The following is an 18,436-nucleotide window of genomic DNA, read 5'->3' as shown; positions in this document are numbered from 1 at the left end:
AACGACGGGGCCACGGTGTCACCCGTCCGGGGGAGGACCGTCCCGGGCAGCCGACGACCGCCCCTCCGGAGGAGCCCATGACCCCTACACCGCACGTCCTGAGCGGTGCCGTCTTCACCGGCACCACGACCTTCGCCGCCTGGCAGTACCAGCTCGTGCTCTACAGCTTCGCGGTCGCGATGTTCGCCCTGTTCGCCGGCGCCGTGTACGCGCTCGCCACCCGGTCGGAGATCTCCAAGCGCTACCGCCCGGCGAGCCTCGCGTCGGCGCTCATCTGCGGCGTCGCCTTCCTCGCCTACGCGCTGCTCGTGGTCCAGTGGCTGCGCGGCTTCACGGCCACGGACGACGGCACCAGCTTCGTGCCCGACCCGGGCCTCGCCGTCACGCCGCTGCGCTACATGGACTGGTCGGTGACCGTCCCGCTGCTCGCGGCGGAGCTGTTCGCCATCTGCACGCTCGCGCGCCGCACCAGCGCCTGGACCCGCTTCGCGGCCCTGGGCAGCGCCTTCCTCATGATCCTCACCGGCTACTTCGGCGCGATCACGCTGGGCGGCGGCGACCCCACGACGCCGCTCGTGGTCTGGGGGATCGTCTCGACGGTCTTCTTCGTGGTTCTGTACGTCCTGCTCTGGCGGCCCTACCGGGCGGCCCGCGCGGAGGTCGGCGCCGAGGCGGGCACGAGCCTGCGCAACGCCGTCGTGCTGCTCTTCAGCGTCTTCGGCGCCTACCCGCTCCTCTACCTCGTGCCGCTGTGGGCGGGGGACGACAGCGCGGGTTGGGCGGTGACCGTCCAGGTGCTGTTCTCCGCGGCGGACATCACGGCCAAGGTCGGGTTCGGCGTGCTCGTGCACAAGATCGCCAAGCTGCGCACGGCCGAGGACGCCCGCACCGAGGCGGCCCGGCTGCCCGACCTCTACCCCGCCGAGGTGTGGATCTCCGGCGAGCTCGTGAGCCTGCCCGCGGACCCGGCTCCCGTCCCCGCCGCCGGCGGCGGCGCCTCGGACGGCCGTCCCCGGGGCGAGCACGCGGCGACGGGCACCCCCCGACGCCAGCGCCGGGGCTGAGCGCGTGGCGACGACGACGGGGCGTGCGCGTCCCCGGGCGGGGCGGCCACCGCTCGTCGCCCCGGTGCTGCCGCCGCTGAGCGGTGCGCTGCGCGCCGTCGTCGTCGCCGTCCCCCTCGCGGCCGCGGCGCTCGTCGCCGCGGTGGTCCCCGCCGCCGCCGCGCTGGTCCCCGGGCCGGCCGCGGCGGCGGGGCCGCTCCTGCTCGTGGCGGCCGTCGTCGTCGGGCTGCCGCACGGGGCGGTCGACCTCCTCCAGCCCGAGCTGACCCCGCGGTCCGCTCGCGCCCGGGCGCTCCTCGGGACGGCCTACCTCGGGCTCGTCGCGGCCGCGGTGCTCGCGCTGCGCGCCGCTCCCCTGCCCGTGCTCGCCGTCCTGCTCGTGCTCGCCGCCGCCCACTTCGGTCTCGCCGACGACGTCGTGCACGGGTGGCGGACCGGGAGGGCGCCGGCGCACCGAGGAGCAGGGGACCGCGCCGTCGCGGCGGCCCGCGTCGTCGCGCTCGGCGGTCTGCCCGTCGCCGTCCCGCTCGCGCTCGCGGACGGCGACGTCCGGCGACTGCTCGCCGTGCTGGCGGACGGCGCCGACGGCCCCGTGGTCGACGGTGCGCGGGCGGTGCTCGTGCCCGTCGGCGTCGCCGTCGCCGTCGTCGTGGCCGTCGCCGTCCGACGCCGGGACGTGGTCGGTGCGGTCGAGCCCCTCCTGCTCGCCGGGCTCTTCGTGCTCGCGCCACCGCTGCCGGCCTTCGCGGCCTACTTCGGCCTGTGGCACAGCCTGCGCCACCTGGCCCGGCTGCTCGCGCTCGACGCCGTGCGGCACCGGGACGGGGCGAGCGGCGGGGCCACCACCGGCCCCCTGCGGCGCGAGGAGCTCCGCTGCGCCGCAGCACGCTTCGCCCGGGCCGCGGCGCTGCCGACGGCGCTCGCGCTGTCCACCCTCGTCGCGCTCGCCCTCGTCGCGGGCGGCGACGTCGTGCCGGCCGCGCTCGTGCTCGTCCTGTGCCTCACCGTGCCGCACGCGGGCGCCGTGGCGCTCACCGACCGGGCGCTGCGGCGAGGCGCGACGCCCGGTGGTCAGGGCCGGGCGCGCCCCTCGAGGACCGCGCGCAGGCGCTCCAGCCGCGCGCCGATCTCCCGCTCCGCCCCCCGGTCGGTGGGCTCGTAGTAGCGGCGCCCGACGAGGGTGTCCGGCAGGTGCTGCTGGGGCGCGACGCCGTGCGGCGCGTCGTGGGCGTAGACGTACCCGACGCCGTGCCCGAGCCGCGCGGACCCGGCGTAGTGGCCGTCCCGCAGGTGCGCGGGCACGACCCCCGCCCTCCCCGCGCGCACGTCGCCCACCGCCGCGTCGACGCCGAGGTAGGCGGCGTTCGACTTCGGCGCCGTCGCCAGGTGGACGACGGCCTGCGCCAGCGTGATCCGCGCCTCCGGCATCCCGAGCAGCTGCACGGCCTGGGCCGCCGCGACAGCCGTCTGCAGCGCCGAGGGGTCGGCCATGCCGACGTCCTCGCTGGCCGCGACGACCAGGCGCCGGGCGATGAAGCGGGGGTCCTCCCCCGCCTCCAGCATCCGGGCGAGGTAGTGCAGCGCCGCGTCGACGTCGCTGCCGCGCATCGACTTGATGAAGGCGCTGATGACGTCGTAGTGCTGGTCGCCGTCGCGGTCGTAGCGCAGCACGGCGGCCTCGAGCGCGCGCTCGGCGTGCTCCAGGCGCAGCGGCACCGGCTGGTCGTCGGGCAGGCCCGCCTCCCAGGCGTCGGCCGCCGCGGCGCCCGCCGCCGCCTCGAGCGCCGTGAGGCCGCGCCGGGCGTCGCCCTCGGCGACGCGGACGAGGTGCTCCAGGGCGTCGGCGGCGACGGCGACCTCACCGCCGAGACCGCGCTCGTCGGCGAGGGCGCGCTCGAGGAGGTCCCGCACGTCGGCGGGCCCCAGCGGCTGCAGCGTCAGGAGCAGCGACCGGGACAGCAGCGGCGAGATGACGCTGAAGGACGGGTTCTCCGTCGTCGCCGCGACCAGCACGACGACGCCGTTCTCGACGCCGGGCAGCAGCGCGTCCTGCTGCGCCTTCGTGAACCGGTGGATCTCGTCGAGGAAGAGGACGGTCCGGCGCCGGTGCAGGTCGCGACGCTCGCGGGCCACCTCCATCACCCGCCGGACGTCCTTCACGCCGGCCGTGATGGCCGACAGCTCCTCGAAGTCCCCGCCGCTCGCCCGCGAGACGACGTGCGCCAGCGTGGTCTTCCCCGTCCCCGGCGGGCCCCACAGGACGACGGAGGTCGGTGCGGCGCGGGTCACGCGCCGGGGACGCGCCGGCTCTGCGACCGACGGCGCGGCACCGGGTCCCCGTCGCGCCCCCGGGTCCGCACCCGAGCTGCCCCCCGGGTCCGTGAGGCTCTCCACGAGCCGCCGCAGCGGGGAGCCGGGACGGAGCAGGTGCTGCTGGCCGACGACCTCGTCGAGGGTCCGCGGGCGCATCCGGACCGCCAGCGGGGGGCGCGCGCCGCCGGACGCGGGTCGCCGGCCGGGGCCCGGGCCGGGCTCCTCCGCGTCGTCGCTGAAGAGGTCGGGCCCGCTCACCGCTCCAGGCTAGGCGCCGCCCGGGGGCGTGACCGCCGGGCGAGGGCTCGGGTCCTGCGGGCCCCGGCCACCGGGACCACGCGCGTCGAGGCCGGTCCCGGGGGCCCCGACGGGCGTCCCGTGGCGACCCGGGGCCGGGTCGAGCAGCGGCGCTCCCGCTCGCCCCGGAGGGGGCGGGCGGCGACCGGGTGCGAGCATCCGGGCGTGCACGGCGGCGAGGGGCGGCACGAGCCCGAGGACCTGTTCCTGCGCTGGCAGCTGGCCCCGTCCGCGGTGCACCGCACGTGGCGGCGCGGGCGGGCCACCGCGGTCCTCGCGGACCGGCGGCGCGGCCGGTCGCTCGTCGCGGTGGGCGACCCGGGCGAGGCCGCGGCGCTCGTCGCCGAGGTGCTCGACGAGGCGGCCCCGGAGGTCGTCACGCTCGTCCGCGGGACGGTCGAGGTCCTCGCCGAGCGCGCGCCCGAGACGGCCGCCCGGCTCGTCGGCGGCGACGACTGGGACTGGTTCTGGACGGACGCCGCGCCGCCGCAGCACCTCGCGGGCGAGGACGACGTCGTCGCGCTCGACGTGGGGACCGGCCGGGCGCCCGGCCCCGACGCCGCCCGCGTCCGCGATCTGCTCGCCGCCGCGAACCCGCGCTCGTCGGTCCGGCCCGGCGACCCCCACGCCCGCCTGTGGGCCGGTGTCCGCCGCGGGGACGACGTCGTCGCGTGCATCGCGAGCACGAGCGACGACGGCGGGCCCGCGCCGCACCTCGCCGCCGTCGCCACGCACCCGGGGCTGCGCGGCCGCGGCCTCGGCGCCGCCGTCACGGCCGCCGTCACCCGGCGGTTGCTGGCGGAGCACCCCGTCGTCACGCTCGGCATGTACGCCGACAACGACGTCGCACGACGCCTGTACGGCCGGCTGGGGTGGCGGTGCTCGCACCGCTTCTCCTCGCGCCGCGTCCGCCCCCTCCCCCCGGTCGCGTGAGGTCGACCCGGCGGCGGAGGCCGCCCGTGCCGGCGCGCAGGCCGGCGAGAGGCGGACGTAGCGTGATGACGTGACCCCTCCGGCTGAGCCGACCCCCTCCGCCCCCGCGGGCGTGACCGCCCCGCTCGACGCCACCGAGCTCCTGCTCGACCCCGTCCCCCCGGCCGACCTGCCCCGCACCCTCGGCGCCCTGCGCGCGAGCGGCCACGTGCTGCGCGGCGTGCGCGAGGAGATGCGCGAGAACCTCCTCGCCGCCATGCGCGCCGGCCGCACCGCCGGGGAGCGGTTCCCCGGCGTCGTCGGCTACGACGACACGGTCCTGCCCGAGGTGGAGCGGGCCCTGCTCGCCGGCCACGACCTCGTGCTCCTCGGCGAGCGCGGGCAGGGCAAGACCCGTCTGGCGCGCACCCTCGTCGGCCTGCTCGACGAGTGGACGCCCGTCGTCGCCGGCAGCGAGCTGCACGACCACCCCTACGCCCCCGTGTCCGCCGGGGCCCGGGCGAGGGCGGCCGCCGACGGCGACGACCTGGCCGTGGGCTGGCTGCACCGCTCGTCCCGGTACACCGAGAAGCTCGCGACGCCGGACACGAGCGTCGGCGACCTCGTCGGTGACGTGGACCCGGTCAAGGTGGCCCAGGGCCGCAGCCTCGGGGACCCCGAGACCATCCACTTCGGGCTCGTGCCGCGCGCCCACCGCGGCATCTTCGTCCTCAACGAGCTGCCCGACCTCGCCGAGCGGATCCAGGTCTCCCTGCTGAACGTGCTGGAGGAGAGGGACATCCAGGTCCGCGGCTACACCCTGAGGCTGCCGCTGGACCTGCTCGTCGTCGCGACCGCGAACCCCGAGGACTACACCAACCGCGGACGGATCATCACCCCGCTCAAGGACCGCTTCGGCGCCGAGGTCCGCACCCACTACCCCGTCGACGTCGACGCCGAGGTGGCGCTCGTGCGGCAGGAGGCGTCGCTGTCGGCCGAGCTGCCCGACGTCCTCGTGGAGGTCCTGGTCCGCTTCACCCGCGCCGTCCGCGAGTCGCCGTCCGTCGACCAGCGCTCCGGCGTCTCCGCACGCTTCGCCGTGGCCGCGGCCGAGACGACGGCGGCCGCCGCGCTCCGGCGCTCGGCGCTGGTCGGCGAGCAGCCCGCCGTCGCCCGCGTCGGGGACACCGCCTCCGTCGTCACGACGCTGCGCGGCAAGGTCGAGTTCGAGTCCGGCGAGGAGGGGCGCGAGCACGACGTCCTGGAGCACCTGCGGCGCACGGCCGTCGCCGAGGTCTTCCGCCGCCGCACGCGCGGGCTGGACCTGTCCGGCTTCACCTCCGTCGTCGCGGACGGCGGGACGGTGGAGACCGGCGAGCTCGTGCCCGCGGCCGACGTCCTCGCCTCGCTCGGCGCCGTGCCCGGCCTCTCGCAGGTGCTGGAGCGGTTCGGCTTCGGCGCGGAACCCAGCGCGCCGCAGGCCGCCTCGGCCGTGGAGCTCGTCCTCGAGGGGCTGCACCTGCTGCGGCGCCTCGGCAAGGAGGTCGTCGACGCCCCCGGCGGCCCGCGCACGCTCTACGGCGGCTGACCACGGTCGACCCGCTCGCCCCGCACCACTGCCGCACCACTGCCGGGAGGCCCTGATGGCCCGCTTCTCCTACGGCGCGTGGGCCGGCGGGCCCGACCCGCTGGCCGGCCCGCTCGACGTCCGCGCCGCCGTCGACGCCCTCGGGCGCGAGGTCATGGAGGGTCGCAGCGTGCGCGACGCGCTGCGCGACCTGCTCGAGCGCGGCGAGGACGGGCGCCGCGGGCTGCGCGACCTCGCCGCCCGGGCCGCCCGGCGGCAGAAGGAGCTGCGCCGCTCCGGTGACCTCGCGGGCCCGCTGCAGCGCGCCCGCGAGCAGCTCGCGCAGGCCCTCGACGCCGAGCGCGAGGCCCTCGCCATGTCCGACGACGACGCGGCGCGCGAGCGCGAGCAGCGCCTCGACGACCTCCCCCGCGACACGGCCGAGGCGGTGCGCGAGCTCGAGGACGACGCGTGGCGCAGCCCGGTGGCCGAGCAGCTCTACCGGCAGATCCGGGAGCAGCTGCGCGACGACGTCATGGGCGCGCAGTTCGCCGGGCTCCGGGACGCGCTGGCCGCGGCGCGCGAGGCGCGGCGCGCGGCCGAGGAGGGGGGCGACGCCGAGGGGGCGCGCGCCCAGCAGGCCGCCGCGATGGCGCAGATGAAGGACATGCTCGCCGACCTCAACGCCCTGCTGGCGGCCCACGCACGCGGCGAGGACACCACCGAGCAGTTCGAGCAGTTCATGGAGCGCCACGGCGACGCCTTCGGCGACGACCCCCCGGAGAGCGTCGAGGAGCTCGTCGACGAGCTGGCGCGCCGGCAGGCGGCCATGGACCGGATGCTCTCGTCCCTGTCGCCCCAGCAGCGCGCCGAGCTCTCCGACCTCATGGCGGACGCCCTCGGCGACGCCGGCCTCGAGGCGGAGATGGCGGCGCTCGGCGACGCGCTGCGCGCCCTGCGGCCGGGCCTCGACCGGCGCTCGCGCGAGCGCTTCACCGGCTCCGACCCGATGGGCGTCGGCGAGGCGACCGACGCCCTCGCCGAGCTCTCGGACCTCGACTCCCTCGCCCAGGCCCTCGGCCAGGACTACCCCGGGGCGACGCTCGACGACGTCGACGTCGAGGCGGTGGAGCGCCAGCTGGGCGCTGGGGCGGCCGCCGACGTCCGCGCCCTGGCCGAGCTCGACGCGGAGCTGCGCCGCCAGGGCTGGCTCTCCCCCGACGGCGCCGACGCGCTCTCGCTGACGCCCAAGGCGATGCGGCGGCTGGGTCAGACGGCGCTCGCCGCGGTCTTCTCCCGGATGCGGGGCGGGCGGCGCGGCCAGCACGACGACCGGTCCGCCGGCTCCGCCGGAGAGGCGACCGGCAGCTGGCGCGCGTGGGAGTTCGGCGACGAGCAGCCGCTCGACGCCGTCCGCACCGTGCAGCGCGCCGTGCTGCGGACGGCGGGGACGCCCGGGCGCGGGGCCGGCGGCGCGGTCACCCTCGACGTGGACGACTTCGCCGTCGTGGAGACCGAGCGCCGCACCGGCGCCGCGGTCGCGCTCTGCGTCGACCTGTCGTTCTCCATGGTCGCCGAGGGCCGCTGGGCGCCGATGAAGCAGACGGCGCTCGCACTCTCCCACCTCATCGCGACCCGCTTCCCGGGCGACGAGCTGGAGATCATCGGCTTCGGCCGCACCGCCGAGGTGCTGACGGCGGCCGAGCTCGCCGCCGTCGAGCCGTCCGGCGTGCAGGGCACGAACCTCCAGCACGCGCTGGCGCTGGCGCGCCGCCACGTGGGGCGGCACCCCGGCCTGGAGCCGGTCGTCCTCGTCGTCACCGACGGCGAGCCGACCGCGCACCTGGAGGACGGCGAGGCCGTGTTCTGGTGGCCGAGCCTGCCCGAGACGATCGAGGCGACGGTGCACGAGGTCGACGCGCTCACCCGGATGCGGACGCCGATCAACACCTTCGTCCTCGGCGACGACCCCGGTCTGCGCCGCTTCGTCGAGGCGCTCGCACGGCGCAACGGCGGGCGGGTCCTGGCGCCGTCGGCCGACCGGCTGGGCGAGTACGTCGTCAGCGACTACCTCGACTCCCGCGCCGCCGGCCGCTGAGGCGCCGCCCGCCCCCACCCGGACGTGTGGCCACGTCGGGCCACGCCGTCCGCCCCCCACCCCGATCTGCGGCCATGTCGGGGTGCTGGGCGGCGTGGCCGTGGACCTGGTCCTGCGGAACGGGTGCGGCGTGTCAGCCGCGGTGGTCGTCGCGCCAGGCGAGCCAGTCGCGCAGGGGACCGAGGTCGTAGCCCGGCCCGCCGGCGTTCACGGTGAAGAGCGTCGCCCCGGCCCCGAGGAGGGCGTCGCCGACGTCGGCCGGGTCGCCCTCGACGCCGACCGAGCGCTCGACCTCGCGGGGGTCGCGGCCGATCTCGCGGCAGTAGCCGTCCAGCAGGCCGGCCTTGCGTCGGAGGGTCTCCGCGTCGCCGAAGGAGTGCCAGATGTCCGCGTGCCGGGCGACGAGCGGGAGGGTCTTCTTCTCCCCGCCGCCACCGATCATCACGGGGATGTCCCGGACGGGCGCGGGGACGAGCCTCGCCCAGCGCGCCTCGATGCGGGGCATCGCCTCGGCGAGGTCCCCGATGCGCGAGCCCGCCGTGCCGAACTCGTAGCCGTACTCGTCGTAGTCGCGCTGGAACCAGCCGGCGCCGATGCCGAGCAGCAGCCGGCCGTCGCTGATGTGGTCGACCGTCCGCGCCATGTCGGCGAGCAGGTCGGGGTTGCGGTAGCTGTTGCAGCTGACGAGCGCGCCGATCTCCACCCGCGTCGTCGCCTCCGCCCAGGCGCCGAGCATCGTCCAGCACTCGAAGTGCTTGCCGTCGGGGTCGCCGTAGAGCGGGAAGAAGTGGTCCCAGTTCAGGACGAGGTCCGCGCCCGCCTCCTCGGCGGCGGCGACGGCCCGGCGGATCTGCGCGTAGTCGGCCTGCTGCGGCTGGACCTGCACGCCGATGCGGACGGGTCGGGACAGCTGCGTGCTGCTCTGCTCGCTCACGGACGGGACCCTACGACCGCGACCGCGACCGGCGCCCGCCGCCGCAGGAGCGGGACGGGCCACCGCCCGGAGACGCCCCCGGGGTGGAGGGCGACGGACCACCCGGTCAGAGCCGACCGGCCTCCAGGCGCCCGAAGACGGGCGAGTAGACGGCCTCGCCCACGGGCGCGTCCGCCGCCAGGCGTCGCGCCATGAACTCCGCGCCGGCGTAGGGGCCGGTGATGCCCACCTCGGAGGCGGGCTCGAAGCGGAACCGGCCGTAGAAGGCCGGGTCGCCGAGGACGAGGACGAGCGTCTCCCCCGCCACGGTCGCCTCGGCGAGCACGCGCTCGACCAGCTGTCGCCCCACCCCGGACCGCTGGTGCGTCGGCGCCACCGACACGGGGGCGAGCGCCAGCGCCGGCGCCTGCCCGACGTGGATGCGGCTGGCCAGGACGTGCCCGACCACGACGCCGTCCTCGACCGCGACGAGGCTGTAGCGGGCGAGGTACGCGCCCGGCTCCAGCCGCAGCTCGTGGACGAAGGCCGCCTCGGGCCCGGGCTCGGCGCCCGCACCCGTGAACGCGGCGGTCACGACCGCGGCGACGGCGCCCTCGTCCTCGGGCCCCTCCGGACGGACCTGGACGCTCACGGCGTCCCGCCGCGCTCCGGCGCCGTCGGCGGCTCGCCCGGCCCGGGCTCCGGGCGGGCGTCGACGCCGGCCTCCTTGCGCTGCGCGGCCGTGATGGGCGCCGGCGCCGCGGTGAGCGGGTCGTACCCGCCGCCGCTCTTCGGGAAGGCGATGACCTCGCGGATCGAGTCGACGCCGGCGAGCAGCGCGACGATCCGGTCCCAGCCCAGGGCGATGCCCCCGTGCGGCGGGGCGCCGTAGGCGAACGCGTCGAGCAGGAAGCCGAACTTCGCCCGCGCGTCCTCCTCCGGCAGCCCCATCACCGCGAAGACCCGCTCCTGCACCTCGCGGGTGTGGATGCGGATCGAGCCCCCGCCGATCTCGTTGCCGTTGCAGACGATGTCGTAGGCCTGCGACAGGGCCGCGCCCGGGTCCTCCTCGAAGCGGTCGCGCCACCCCGGCGTCGGGGCGGTGAAGGCGTGGTGCACCGCGGTCCACGCGCCGGCGCCGACGGCGACGTCGCCCGACGCCGTGGCCGTCTCGGCCGGCTCGAACAGCGGCGCGTCGACGACCCAGACGAAGGACCACGCGTCGGTGTCGACCGCACCGGTCCGCCGTCCGACCTCGAGCCGGGCGGCGCCGAGCAGGCCGCGCGCCGAGGCCGGCGGGCCGGCGGCGAAGAAGACGCAGTCGCCGGGTGCGGCGCCGACGTGCTCGGCGAGCCCGGCGCGCTCGCTCTCGGACAGGTTCTTGGCGACCGGTCCGCCCAGCTCGCCGTCCTCGCCGACGAGGACGTAGGCGAGGCCGCGGTGGCCGCGCTGCTTGGCCCAGTCCTGCCACGCGTCGAGCTGCTTACGCGGCTGCGACGCGCCGCCGGGCATGAGGACGGCACCGACGTACGGGGCCTGGAAGACGCGGAACGGGGTGCCCGAGAAGTAGTCCGTGCAGTCGACGAGCTCGAGCCCGAAGCGCAGGTCCGGCTTGTCGCTGCCGTACCGCGCCATCGCGTCGGCGTACGTCATGCGCGGGACCGGGCCCTCGAGCTCGTGCCCGACGAGGCGCCAGAGCGCCGTGAGCAGCTCCTCGGTGAGCGCCATGACGTCGTCCGCCTCGACGAAGCTCATCTCGACGTCGAGCTGGGTGAACTCGGGCTGGCGGTCGGCGCGGAAGTCCTCGTCGCGGTAGCACCGGGCCAGCTGGTAGTACCGCTCGACGCCGCCGACCATGAGCAGCTGCTTGAACAGCTGCGGGCTCTGCGGCAGCGCGTACCAGGAGCCGGGCTGAAGGCGCGCGGGCACGAGGAAGTCGCGCGCGCCCTCGGGGGTCGAGCGGGTCAGCGTCGGCGTCTCGACCTCGGTGAAGCCGTGGCCGTCCAGGACGCCGCGCGCGGCCCGGTTCACGGCGCTGCGCAGGCGGAGGGCGGCCGCCGGTCCGGGACGGCGCAGGTCCAGGTAGCGGTGCTTGAGCCGCACCTCCTCCCCCACCTCGCCGGAGCCGGACGACTCCACCGGGAAGGGCAGCGGGTCGGCCGTCGACAGCACGTCCAGCGCGGTGGCCAGCACCTCGACCTCGCCCGTCGGCAGGTCGGGGTTCTCGTTGCCCTCGGGCCGACGGCGCACGGTGCCCGTGACCTGGACGACGTACTCGCTGCGCAGGTCGTGGGCGCCGGAGGACTCCAGCAGCTCGTCCCGCACGACGACCTGGACCACGCCCGAGGCGTCGCGCAGGTCGAGGAAGGCCACCCCGCCGTGGTCCCGCCGGCGCGCCACCCAGCCCGCGAGGGTGACCCCGGCGCCGTCGGTGTCGGTGGTCTCGGAGGCGTGCTCGGCGCGCAGGGCGCCGGCCTCGTGGGTGCGGAGCACAGGGAGGTCCTCTCGGGAGCGGTGCTGGAGGTGGCGGCGGCACTCACGGACGAGCGCCTGGTCGCGCGGGCGATGCTACGGGCGGCGCCCGCGCGCGTCGTCCGCCTTCTCGTGCGGGCCCCGGCCTCCTCGTGCCTCCCCCGGCGTCGCCCGGGCCTGCGTGCCCGTGCCCCTCCTGCGCGTCCGGGCGGCCCCGTCGTGCGGGGCCCGGGGCGGCGTCCGACGATGGCCGGACCCCGCCCGGGGGCGACGCACCGCGTCCGCCCGGGCCCCCCGACGGAAGGACCTCCCGTGCCCGAGCACCCCGGCAGCCGCGGACCGATCGACCCGTACGAGCACCTGCCCCAGGTGCCCTCCTTCACGCTGACGAGCGAGGACGTCGCCGAGGGCGAGCGCCTCGACGACCGGCACGCCAGCGGCGCCATGGGCGTCGAGGGCGGCCAGGACGCCTCGCCGCAGCTGTCCTGGTCGGGGGCGCCCGAGGGGACGAAGAGCTTCGCCGTCACGGTCTTCGACCCGGACGCGCCCACGGCGTCGGGCTTCTGGCACTGGGCCGTCGCCGACCTGCCGGTCTCGACGACCTCGCTGGCGCGCGGCGCCTCCGACGGCGGCCTGCCGGAGGGGGCGCTCCAGCTGCGCAACGACGGCGGCTTCGCGGGCTTCGTCGGCGCCGCCCCGCCGCCCGGTCACCGCACGCACCACTACTGGGTCGTCGTGCACGCCGTGGACGTCGAGAGCCTCGGGCTCGACGCGGACGTCCCGCCGGCCCAGCTGGGCTTCAACCTCTTCTTCCACACGCTCGCGCGCGCGACCCTCGTCGCCACCTACGACCTCCCGGCGCCGGCCGCCTGAGCCCGCCGGGCTCCCACCCCGACCGGGCGGCGGTCGAACGCCAGTTCGACCGTCGCCTAGTCTGGGGACATGTCGCTGACGACGCAGCCGTCCCTGCTCGACGACGTGGACGACCGCGGGACGTCCTGGCTCGCCCCGCTCGCCGAGGGCCTCGAGCGCCACGAGCTGTCCCGCGGCGCCTGGGTCGACGTCCGGCCCGACTGGGTGCGGCACTCGCAGGCGCTCTTCGAGCACCTGCTCGCCGACGTCCCGTGGCGCGCCGAGCGGCGGCAGATGTACGAGCGCGAGGTGGACGTCCCCCGCCTGCTCTGCTTCTACGGCGAGGGCGCGGTGCTGCCCCACCCGCTGCTCGGGCAGGCGCGGGACGCGCTGTCGGCGCACTACCTCCCGGAGCTCGGCGAGCCGCTCGTGACCGCGGGGCTCTGCCTGTACCGCGACGGCCGTGACGGCGTCGCCTGGCACGGCGACCGCATCGGGCGCAGCAGCCGCGAGGACACCGTCGTCGCGATCGTGTCGCTCGGCGCGCCCCGACCGCTCGTGCTGCGCCCGCGTGGCGGTGGGCGCACCGAGCTGCGGCTGCCCGTGGGGCACGGCGACCTGTTCGTCATGGGTGGCTCGTGCCAGCGGACGTGGGAGCACGCCGTGCCGAAGACCTCGCGCCCGGTGGGCCCGCGCGTGAGCGTGCAGCTGCGCCCGCGCGGGGTGCGCTGAGGGACCGGCGGCGAGCAGCGGTCGTCCGTCGGAGCACGAGGGTCCGCGGTCCTGCCTCCACCGCGCCGCCGGCGGGACGGACGAGCGCGCGTCAGGAGGGGGGCTCGACCCAGCCGACCCGCGGGCGGGCGTCCTGCTCCGGCGGGACCCACGACGCCGGGTCCGCCGGGAGCTGCTCCCCCGAGCGGATGTCCTTGACCTCGTGCGCCTCGCCGTCGGCACCGTCGCGGGGCGGGAACCAGACGAAGGGGATCGAACGGCGGTCGGCGTACCGGATCTGCTTGCCGAACCGCGCCGCCGACGGCGCCACCTCGGTGGCCACCCCCCGCGACCGCAGCGCCGTGGCGACGGCGGTCGAGGTCGCGCGGTGCGCCTCGTCGGCGACGGCGACGAGGACGGCGGTGGGCGTGGGCCGCGAGGCGCGCAGCAGCCCGCGCGCCAGCAGCGGCGCCAGCACCCGCGTGACCCCGAGGGACAGGCCGACCCCGGGGTAGGTCGTCCGGCCGTCGTCGGCGAGGGCGTCGTAGCGGCCGCCGGAGCACACCGAGCCGAGGTGCTCGAAGCCCCTCATCCGGCTCTCGTAGACGGTGCCCGTGTAGTAGTCGAGGCCACGGGTGACCGACAGGTCGGCGACCACCGAGAAGCGGTCGCCCGCAGCGCCGCCCGCGGCCTGCGTGCTCGCGACGACGGCGGCGAGCTCGTCGAGGCCCTGGTCCAGCAGCTCGTCGCGCACGCCGAGCGCACGGACCTCGGACACGAAGCCGGTGCCGTCGTCGCCGCGGACCGTCGCCAGGCGCAGGCACGCGTCGGCCTCCCGCTCGCCGACGCCGACGCCCTCGACGAGCGCGGCCCGCACCCGCTCGGGCGAGGTCTTGTCGAGCTTGTCGACCTCGCGCATCACCGCCGCGCTCTGCTCGAGGCCGAGGCCGCGGTAGAAGCCCTCCACGAGCCGGCGGTTGTTCACCTGCATCGTGACGGGGGGCAGCGGCAGCCGGGCGAAGACGTCCGCCATGACGAGCGGCAGCTCGGCCTCGTGGTGCGGCGCGAGCGAGCCGGCGTCCACGACGTCCACGTCGGCCTGCCGGAACTCCCGGAAGCGCCCTTCCTGGGGCCGCTCCCCGCGCCAGACCTTCTGGACCTGGTAGCGGCGGAAGGGGAACGTGAGCCGCCCCGCGTTCTCGAGCACGTACCGGGCGAAGGGCACGGTGAGGTCGTAGTGCAGGGCGAGGACGTCGTCGGAGGGCTCCGCCGAGCCCACCCCGTCCTCGGCGACCTCGGCGAGCCGCCGGACCGCGTAGACCTCCTTGTCGATCTCCCCCTTGCGCAGCAGCACGGACAGCGGCTCGACGGCGCGCGTCTCCAGCCCGGAGAAGCCGTGCAGCTCGAAGACCTCCCGCAGGACGTCGAGGACGTGCTCCTCGACGACCCGCTCCCCGGGCAGGAGCTCGGGGAACCCCGACAGGGGTCCGGGGGTGCGCGCGGCCATCAGCGGTTCTCCTTCATCTCGTCGATCGGGTCATCTCGTCGGTCGGGTCATCTCGTCGATCGGGTCATCTCGTCGGTCGGGCCGCGGGCGGCGCGCTCAGGCGCCGGTGAGGAAGGGGTTGGTGGCGCGCTCGTGCCGCACCGTCGTGGCGGGCCCGTGGCCGGGGACGACGAGGGTGTCGTCGGGCAGCGCGAGGACGACGTCGCGCAGGGTCGCCTGCATGCGGGCCCCGTCCCCGCCGGGGAGGTCCGTGCGCCCGACCGAGCCCGCGAAGAGCACGTCCCCCGTCAGCGCCGTCCGCACCACCCCGGCGGGCAGGCCCCCGGTGCCGGGGGGCAGGCCGCCGGCGGCCACCGAGGCGCCGTCCGGGACGTCCTCGACCAGGTACAGCGTCGAGCCCTCCGTGTGGCCGGGCGCGTGCACCGCGCGCACCCGCAGGTCACCGGCGACGACCTCGTCCCCGTCCACCAGGAGCCGCACCTGCTCGGGGGGCGTCCAGGGCACGTCGCCGAGCTGGGCCGCCAGCGCCGTGCGCAGCTGGGGCCCGAGCCCCTCGACGGGGTCGGCGAGCCGGTGCGCGTCTTCGGCGTGGACGACGACCGGGACGTCCGCGGCGCGCGCCAGCTGGGCCGCCTCCCCCACGTGGTCCAGGTGCCCGTGCGTGACGAGCACGGCCACCGGGCGCAGGTGCAGCTCGTCGACGACCGCGAGGACCCGGTCGGCCACCCCGAGCCCCACGTCGACGAGCAGGCAGTCCCGGGGGCGGCCCCGCTCCCCCGGCCCGTCGGCGAGGACGAGGGTGTTCGTGCCCAGCACCTGGGCGGGCACGGTCCGGAGCAGCACCGGGCGAGCCTAGCGACGCGCGCGCGGCTCCTGCCTCGCCGCCGGGGCCGGTGGCGCGCATAGACTCCGGCGCGTCCGCCGCGGGGCCGACGCCGTCCGGGCACGAGCCCGAGGCGCAGGCGCCCAGCGCGCGCCGGCACGGCGTGCCCGGGGCCCCGCGGGCAGCCGTGAGCGGGGAGGTCCACCGGTGGCGCCGAGCCAGCGCGACGACGCACGACGACGGCGGGCCGAGGAGCTGCGCCGCCGGGCCGAGCGGGAGCAGCGCCGTCGTCGGCTGCTCGGAGCCCTCGGCGTCGCCCTCGCCGCGGTGGTCGCCGTGGCCGTGGCCCTCACCGTGCTCCTGACCGGCGGGGACGACGAGCCCGCGGCGAGCCCGACCCCGCTCCCGTCGACGGCGGCACCGAGCACCGCGGCGCCGAGCACGCCGCCGGCGGACAACCCCTGCCCCGACCCCGGCACCCAGCCCGTGGCGCAGCCCCCGCAGTTCGACGCCCCGCCGGAGGCCGGCTCCAGCGACGCGACGTCCGCCGTCCTCACCACCTCGTGCGGCGACATCACCGTGGAGCTGCTGCCCGACGCCGCACCCCAGGCGGTCGCCAGCTTCGCCTTCCTGGCCGGCGAGGGCTTCTTCGACGACACGATCTGCCACCGGCTCACGACGTCCGGCATCTTCGTGCTGCAGTGCGGCGACCCCACGGCCACCGGCAGCGGCGGCCCGGGCTACTCCTTCGGCCCGATCGAGAACGCCCCGGCCGACGACGTCTACCCCGCCGGCACGCTGGCCATGGCGCGCGTGGGGGACGACGCCGGGAGCAACGGCAGCCAGTTCTTCCTCGTCTACGAGGACTCGACGATCCCCTCCGACTCCGCCGGCGGGTACACCGTCTTCGGCCGCGTCACCGAGGGGCTGGACGTCGTGCAGACCATCGCCGAGGGCGGGACCGCCGCCGACGGGACCGCCCCCGCGCGACCCATCACCATCGAGGGAGTGAGCACCCAGTGAGCGAGTCCGTGGACGCCGGGCGCGACGTCGAGGCCCCCGGGTCGCAGGACCCTGCCCCGGCGGAGCCTGCCGCGCAGGAGCCGGCGGCCGGGTCGGGCGCCGGCGAGCAGCCCGCCGACGACCAGGGCGCGCAGCCGGTCGCGGACGAGGACTCCGCGGCCGCAGCCCGGTCCGAGGACGAGGACGCCGGCGCCGAGGGGCCCTCCGCGGACGCCGGCGCGCAGCGCCCCGAGGAGGCCGTGGCTCCGTCCGGAGCTCCGTCCCACGAGGGCGACGAGGGCGACGGCACGGCCTCCCCGCCCGCGCCGGGCACCGAGGCCACCCGTCCGGCCGGAGGCCCCGCACCGGGCCCGGGGCCGGACCCCGCACCGGGTCCTGCACCGAGGCCCGCACCGGGGCCGCGCCCGGCCCCCGGCGGCGCCCGTCCGACGCCCACGCCCTCGGGGGTCCGGCCGCCCTCCGCCGAGGCCCGCCCGGGCCGCCCCGCCGGGCGGGCGGGGGCCCGACGCCGGGGGCAGGACGGCGAGGGCGGCGGCGCACCGGCCGTGAGCGCCGAGCACGCACCCGCCGACACCGGCGAGTGGGGTCGCGTCGCCGAGGACGGCGTCGTGCACGTCCGCACGGCCGAGGGCGAGCGCGTCGTCGGCTCCTACCCCGACGTGCCCGCCGACCAGGCGCTCGCCTACTTCGGGCGGCGCTTCGCCGACCTCGTCGCCCGGCTCGACCTCGTCGAGCAGCGGCTGACGGTGCCGGACGCCCCCGTCGGCGAGCTGCGCTCGGCGCTGGCCAAGGTGCAGCGGGCCGTCACGGACGCGGCGGCCGTCGGTGACCTGGCCGCGCTCGGTGCGCGCGTCGACGACCTCGGTGCTCGCGTCACCGAGCGCGAGCGCGAGGCCAACATCGCCCGCGAGCAGGCGCGGACCGTCGTCCGGGCGCAGCGGGTGGCGATCGTCGAGGAGGCCGAGGCCCTCGCCGAGACCGACCCGGCGCAGGTGCAGTGGAAGTCCTCGGGCGAGCGGCTCCGCGCGATCTTCGACGAGTGGCGCGAGCAGCAGCGCGCAGCGGGCACCGCGCGCCTGCCCAAGGGCGAGGAGGACGAGCTCTGGCGCCGGCTGAAGCACTCGCGCAACCGCTTCGAGCGCCACCGCCGCCACCACTTCGCCGAGCTCGACGCCCAGCACGGCGAGGCGAAGACGGTCAAGGAAGGGCTCATCGCCGAGGCGGAGGCGCTCTCCGCCTCGACCGAGTGGGGCCCCACCTCGACGGCGTACCGCCAGCTCATGGACCGGTGGAAGGCGGCGCCACGGGCGTCCCGCAAGGAGGACGACGCCCTGTGGGCGCGCTTCCGCGCCGCGCAGGACGTCTTCTTCGGCGCGCGGGACGCCAAGGACGCCGAGCAGCTCGCCGGCGAGAAGGAGAACCTGGCCGTCAAGGAGCAGCTGCTCGTCGAGGCGGAGGCCCTCCTGCCCGTGCGGGACGTCCGCGCGGCGACCGCGGCCCTGCGCGACGTCCAGGAGCGGTGGGACGCCGCCGGCCGCGTCCCCCGAGCCGACCTGCAGCGGGTGGAGAAGCGCATGCGCGCGGTGGAGCAGGCGGTGCGCGAGGCGGACTCGGACCGCTGGCGCCGCACCAACCCGGAGGTCCGTGCGCGGGCCGAGGGCGCCCTCGGCCAGCTGCAGGACTCGATCGGCGGGCTGGAGGCCGAGCTGGAGCAGGCCCGCGCCGCCGGGGACGAGCGTGCGGTCCGCCGTGCCCAGGAGGCGCTGGACGCGCGTCGCGCCTGGCTCGAGCAGGTCGAGCGCGCGGCCGCCGACCTCGGCGGCTGAACCCGCGTCCACAGGCGCGTCGGCGCGCCGACCGTCCACAGTGGGTGCACGGGCCTCG

General features: G+C 77.4%; 15 protein-coding genes. 9 read left to right on the top strand and 6 right to left on the bottom strand.

Features of this window, described 5'->3' with window-relative positions; all coding sequences use genetic code 11:
- Window positions 1-77 precede the first annotated feature (77 nt).
- A complete protein-coding gene (locus tag WDZ17_RS04970; RefSeq protein ID WP_339574029.1) occupies window positions 78-1,064 on the top strand; it encodes a bacteriorhodopsin in 987 nt (328 codons plus the stop codon).
- 4 nt (window positions 1,065-1,068) lie between these two features.
- Window positions 1,069-2,226 carry a beta-carotene 15,15'-dioxygenase, Brp/Blh family gene (locus tag WDZ17_RS04965; RefSeq protein ID WP_339574028.1) on the top strand — a complete coding sequence of 386 codons (1,158 nt, stop codon included), beginning with the start codon at window positions 1,069-1,071 and terminating at the stop codon, window positions 2,224-2,226.
- Here the strand turns inward: WDZ17_RS04965 and WDZ17_RS04960 are convergent.
- Window positions 2,136-3,533, bottom strand: a complete 1,398-nt coding sequence (locus WDZ17_RS04960; RefSeq protein WP_422631837.1) for a replication-associated recombination protein A — start codon at window positions 3,531-3,533, stop codon at window positions 2,136-2,138. The genes WDZ17_RS04965 and WDZ17_RS04960 overlap by 91 nt on opposite strands.
- A gap of 306 nt (window positions 3,534-3,839) precedes the next feature.
- Here WDZ17_RS04960 and WDZ17_RS04955 point away from each other — a divergent pair, with 306 nt between their 5' ends.
- The 3 genes from WDZ17_RS04955 to WDZ17_RS04945 all read left to right on the top strand — a co-directional run bounded on the left by WDZ17_RS04955 (window position 3,840) and on the right by WDZ17_RS04945 (window position 8,251).
- On the top strand, window positions 3,840-4,607 hold the full coding sequence (locus WDZ17_RS04955) for a GNAT family N-acetyltransferase (protein ID WP_339574026.1): 768 nt from the start codon (window positions 3,840-3,842) through the stop codon (window positions 4,605-4,607).
- 112 nt (window positions 4,608-4,719) lie between these two features.
- A complete protein-coding gene (locus WDZ17_RS04950) occupies window positions 4,720-6,174 on the top strand; it encodes an ATP-binding protein (RefSeq protein WP_422631836.1) in 1,455 nt (484 codons plus the stop codon).
- 55 nt (window positions 6,175-6,229) lie between these two features.
- Window positions 6,230-8,251 carry a VWA domain-containing protein gene (locus WDZ17_RS04945; protein WP_339574024.1) on the top strand — a complete coding sequence of 674 codons (2,022 nt, stop codon included), beginning with the start codon at window positions 6,230-6,232 and terminating at the stop codon, window positions 8,249-8,251.
- 133 nt (window positions 8,252-8,384) lie between these two features.
- On the opposite strand, the gene WDZ17_RS04940 is transcribed toward WDZ17_RS04945, so the two are convergent.
- From WDZ17_RS04940 to aspS, 3 genes are all read right to left on the bottom strand, one after another.
- The gene (locus tag WDZ17_RS04940) at window positions 8,385-9,185 is read right to left on the bottom strand and encodes an LLM class F420-dependent oxidoreductase (protein ID WP_339574023.1); all 801 of its coding nucleotides are present in this window, start codon (window positions 9,183-9,185) and stop codon (window positions 8,385-8,387) included.
- A 106-nt stretch (window positions 9,186-9,291) separates the two neighbouring features.
- The gene (locus tag WDZ17_RS04935) at window positions 9,292-9,816 is read right to left on the bottom strand and encodes a GNAT family N-acetyltransferase (RefSeq protein WP_339574022.1); all 525 of its coding nucleotides are present in this window, start codon (window positions 9,814-9,816) and stop codon (window positions 9,292-9,294) included.
- Window positions 9,813-11,657, bottom strand: coding sequence for an aspartate--tRNA ligase (gene aspS / locus WDZ17_RS04930; RefSeq protein ID WP_339574021.1), 1,845 nt, complete (start codon window positions 11,655-11,657; stop codon window positions 9,813-9,815). Before aspS ends, WDZ17_RS04935 begins: the two co-directional genes overlap by 4 nt.
- Before the next feature lie 291 nt (window positions 11,658-11,948).
- Here aspS and WDZ17_RS04925 point away from each other — a divergent pair, with 291 nt between their 5' ends.
- The gene (locus WDZ17_RS04925) at window positions 11,949-12,509 is read left to right on the top strand and encodes a YbhB/YbcL family Raf kinase inhibitor-like protein (RefSeq protein WP_339574020.1); all 561 of its coding nucleotides are present in this window, start codon (window positions 11,949-11,951) and stop codon (window positions 12,507-12,509) included.
- Window positions 12,510-12,578: 69 nt separating this feature from the next.
- Window positions 12,579-13,220, top strand: a complete 642-nt coding sequence (locus WDZ17_RS04920) for an alpha-ketoglutarate-dependent dioxygenase AlkB (protein WP_339574019.1) — start codon at window positions 12,579-12,581, stop codon at window positions 13,218-13,220.
- A 91-nt stretch (window positions 13,221-13,311) separates the two neighbouring features.
- On the opposite strand, the gene hisS is transcribed toward WDZ17_RS04920, so the two are convergent.
- Together hisS and WDZ17_RS04910 are read right to left on the bottom strand one after the other, a co-directional pair.
- Window positions 13,312-14,706, bottom strand: coding sequence for a histidine--tRNA ligase (hisS, locus tag WDZ17_RS04915; RefSeq protein WP_339574018.1), 1,395 nt, complete (start codon window positions 14,704-14,706; stop codon window positions 13,312-13,314).
- Between the two features lie 96 nt (window positions 14,707-14,802).
- Entirely contained in the window at window positions 14,803-15,549 is a 747-nt protein-coding gene (locus tag WDZ17_RS04910; protein ID WP_339574017.1) for an MBL fold metallo-hydrolase, read from the bottom strand.
- A gap of 187 nt (window positions 15,550-15,736) precedes the next feature.
- Between WDZ17_RS04910 and WDZ17_RS04905 the strand changes: the two genes are divergently transcribed.
- Together WDZ17_RS04905 and WDZ17_RS04900 are read left to right on the top strand one after the other, a co-directional pair.
- Complete coding sequence (locus WDZ17_RS04905) at window positions 15,737-16,552, top strand: peptidylprolyl isomerase (protein ID WP_339574016.1); 816 nt, start codon at window positions 15,737-15,739, stop codon at window positions 16,550-16,552.
- Complete coding sequence (locus WDZ17_RS04900; RefSeq protein WP_339574015.1) at window positions 16,549-18,378, top strand: DUF349 domain-containing protein; 1,830 nt, start codon at window positions 16,549-16,551, stop codon at window positions 18,376-18,378. The genes WDZ17_RS04905 and WDZ17_RS04900 overlap by 4 nt, the downstream gene beginning before the upstream one ends.
- Window positions 18,379-18,436: the final 58 nt, after the last annotated feature.

It is taken from the genome of Pseudokineococcus basanitobsidens, assembly GCF_037482545.1.
GTDB lineage: Bacteria > Actinomycetota > Actinomycetes > Actinomycetales > Quadrisphaeraceae > Pseudokineococcus > Pseudokineococcus basanitobsidens.
The sequence above is the reverse complement of the archived record's forward strand: the minus strand, read 5'-3'. Positions and strand labels throughout refer to the sequence as shown.

Excerpts from the sequence above, each read along its gene's own strand:
- WDZ17_RS04970 (WP_339574029.1), top strand. The coding sequence starts at position 78 with ATGACCCCTACACCGCACGTCCTGAGCGGTGCCGTCTTCACCGGCACC.
- hisS (WP_339574018.1), bottom strand. The coding sequence starts at position 14,706 with ATGGCCGCGCGCACCCCCGGACCCCTGTCGGGGTTCCCCGAGCTCCTG.
- WDZ17_RS04945 (WP_339574024.1), top strand. The coding sequence starts at position 6,230 with ATGGCCCGCTTCTCCTACGGCGCGTGGGCCGGCGGGCCCGACCCGCTG.
- WDZ17_RS04960 (WP_422631837.1), bottom strand. The coding sequence starts at position 3,533 with ATGCGCCCGCGGACCCTCGACGAGGTCGTCGGCCAGCAGCACCTGCTC.
- WDZ17_RS04920 (WP_339574019.1), top strand. The coding sequence starts at position 12,579 with ATGTCGCTGACGACGCAGCCGTCCCTGCTCGACGACGTGGACGACCGC.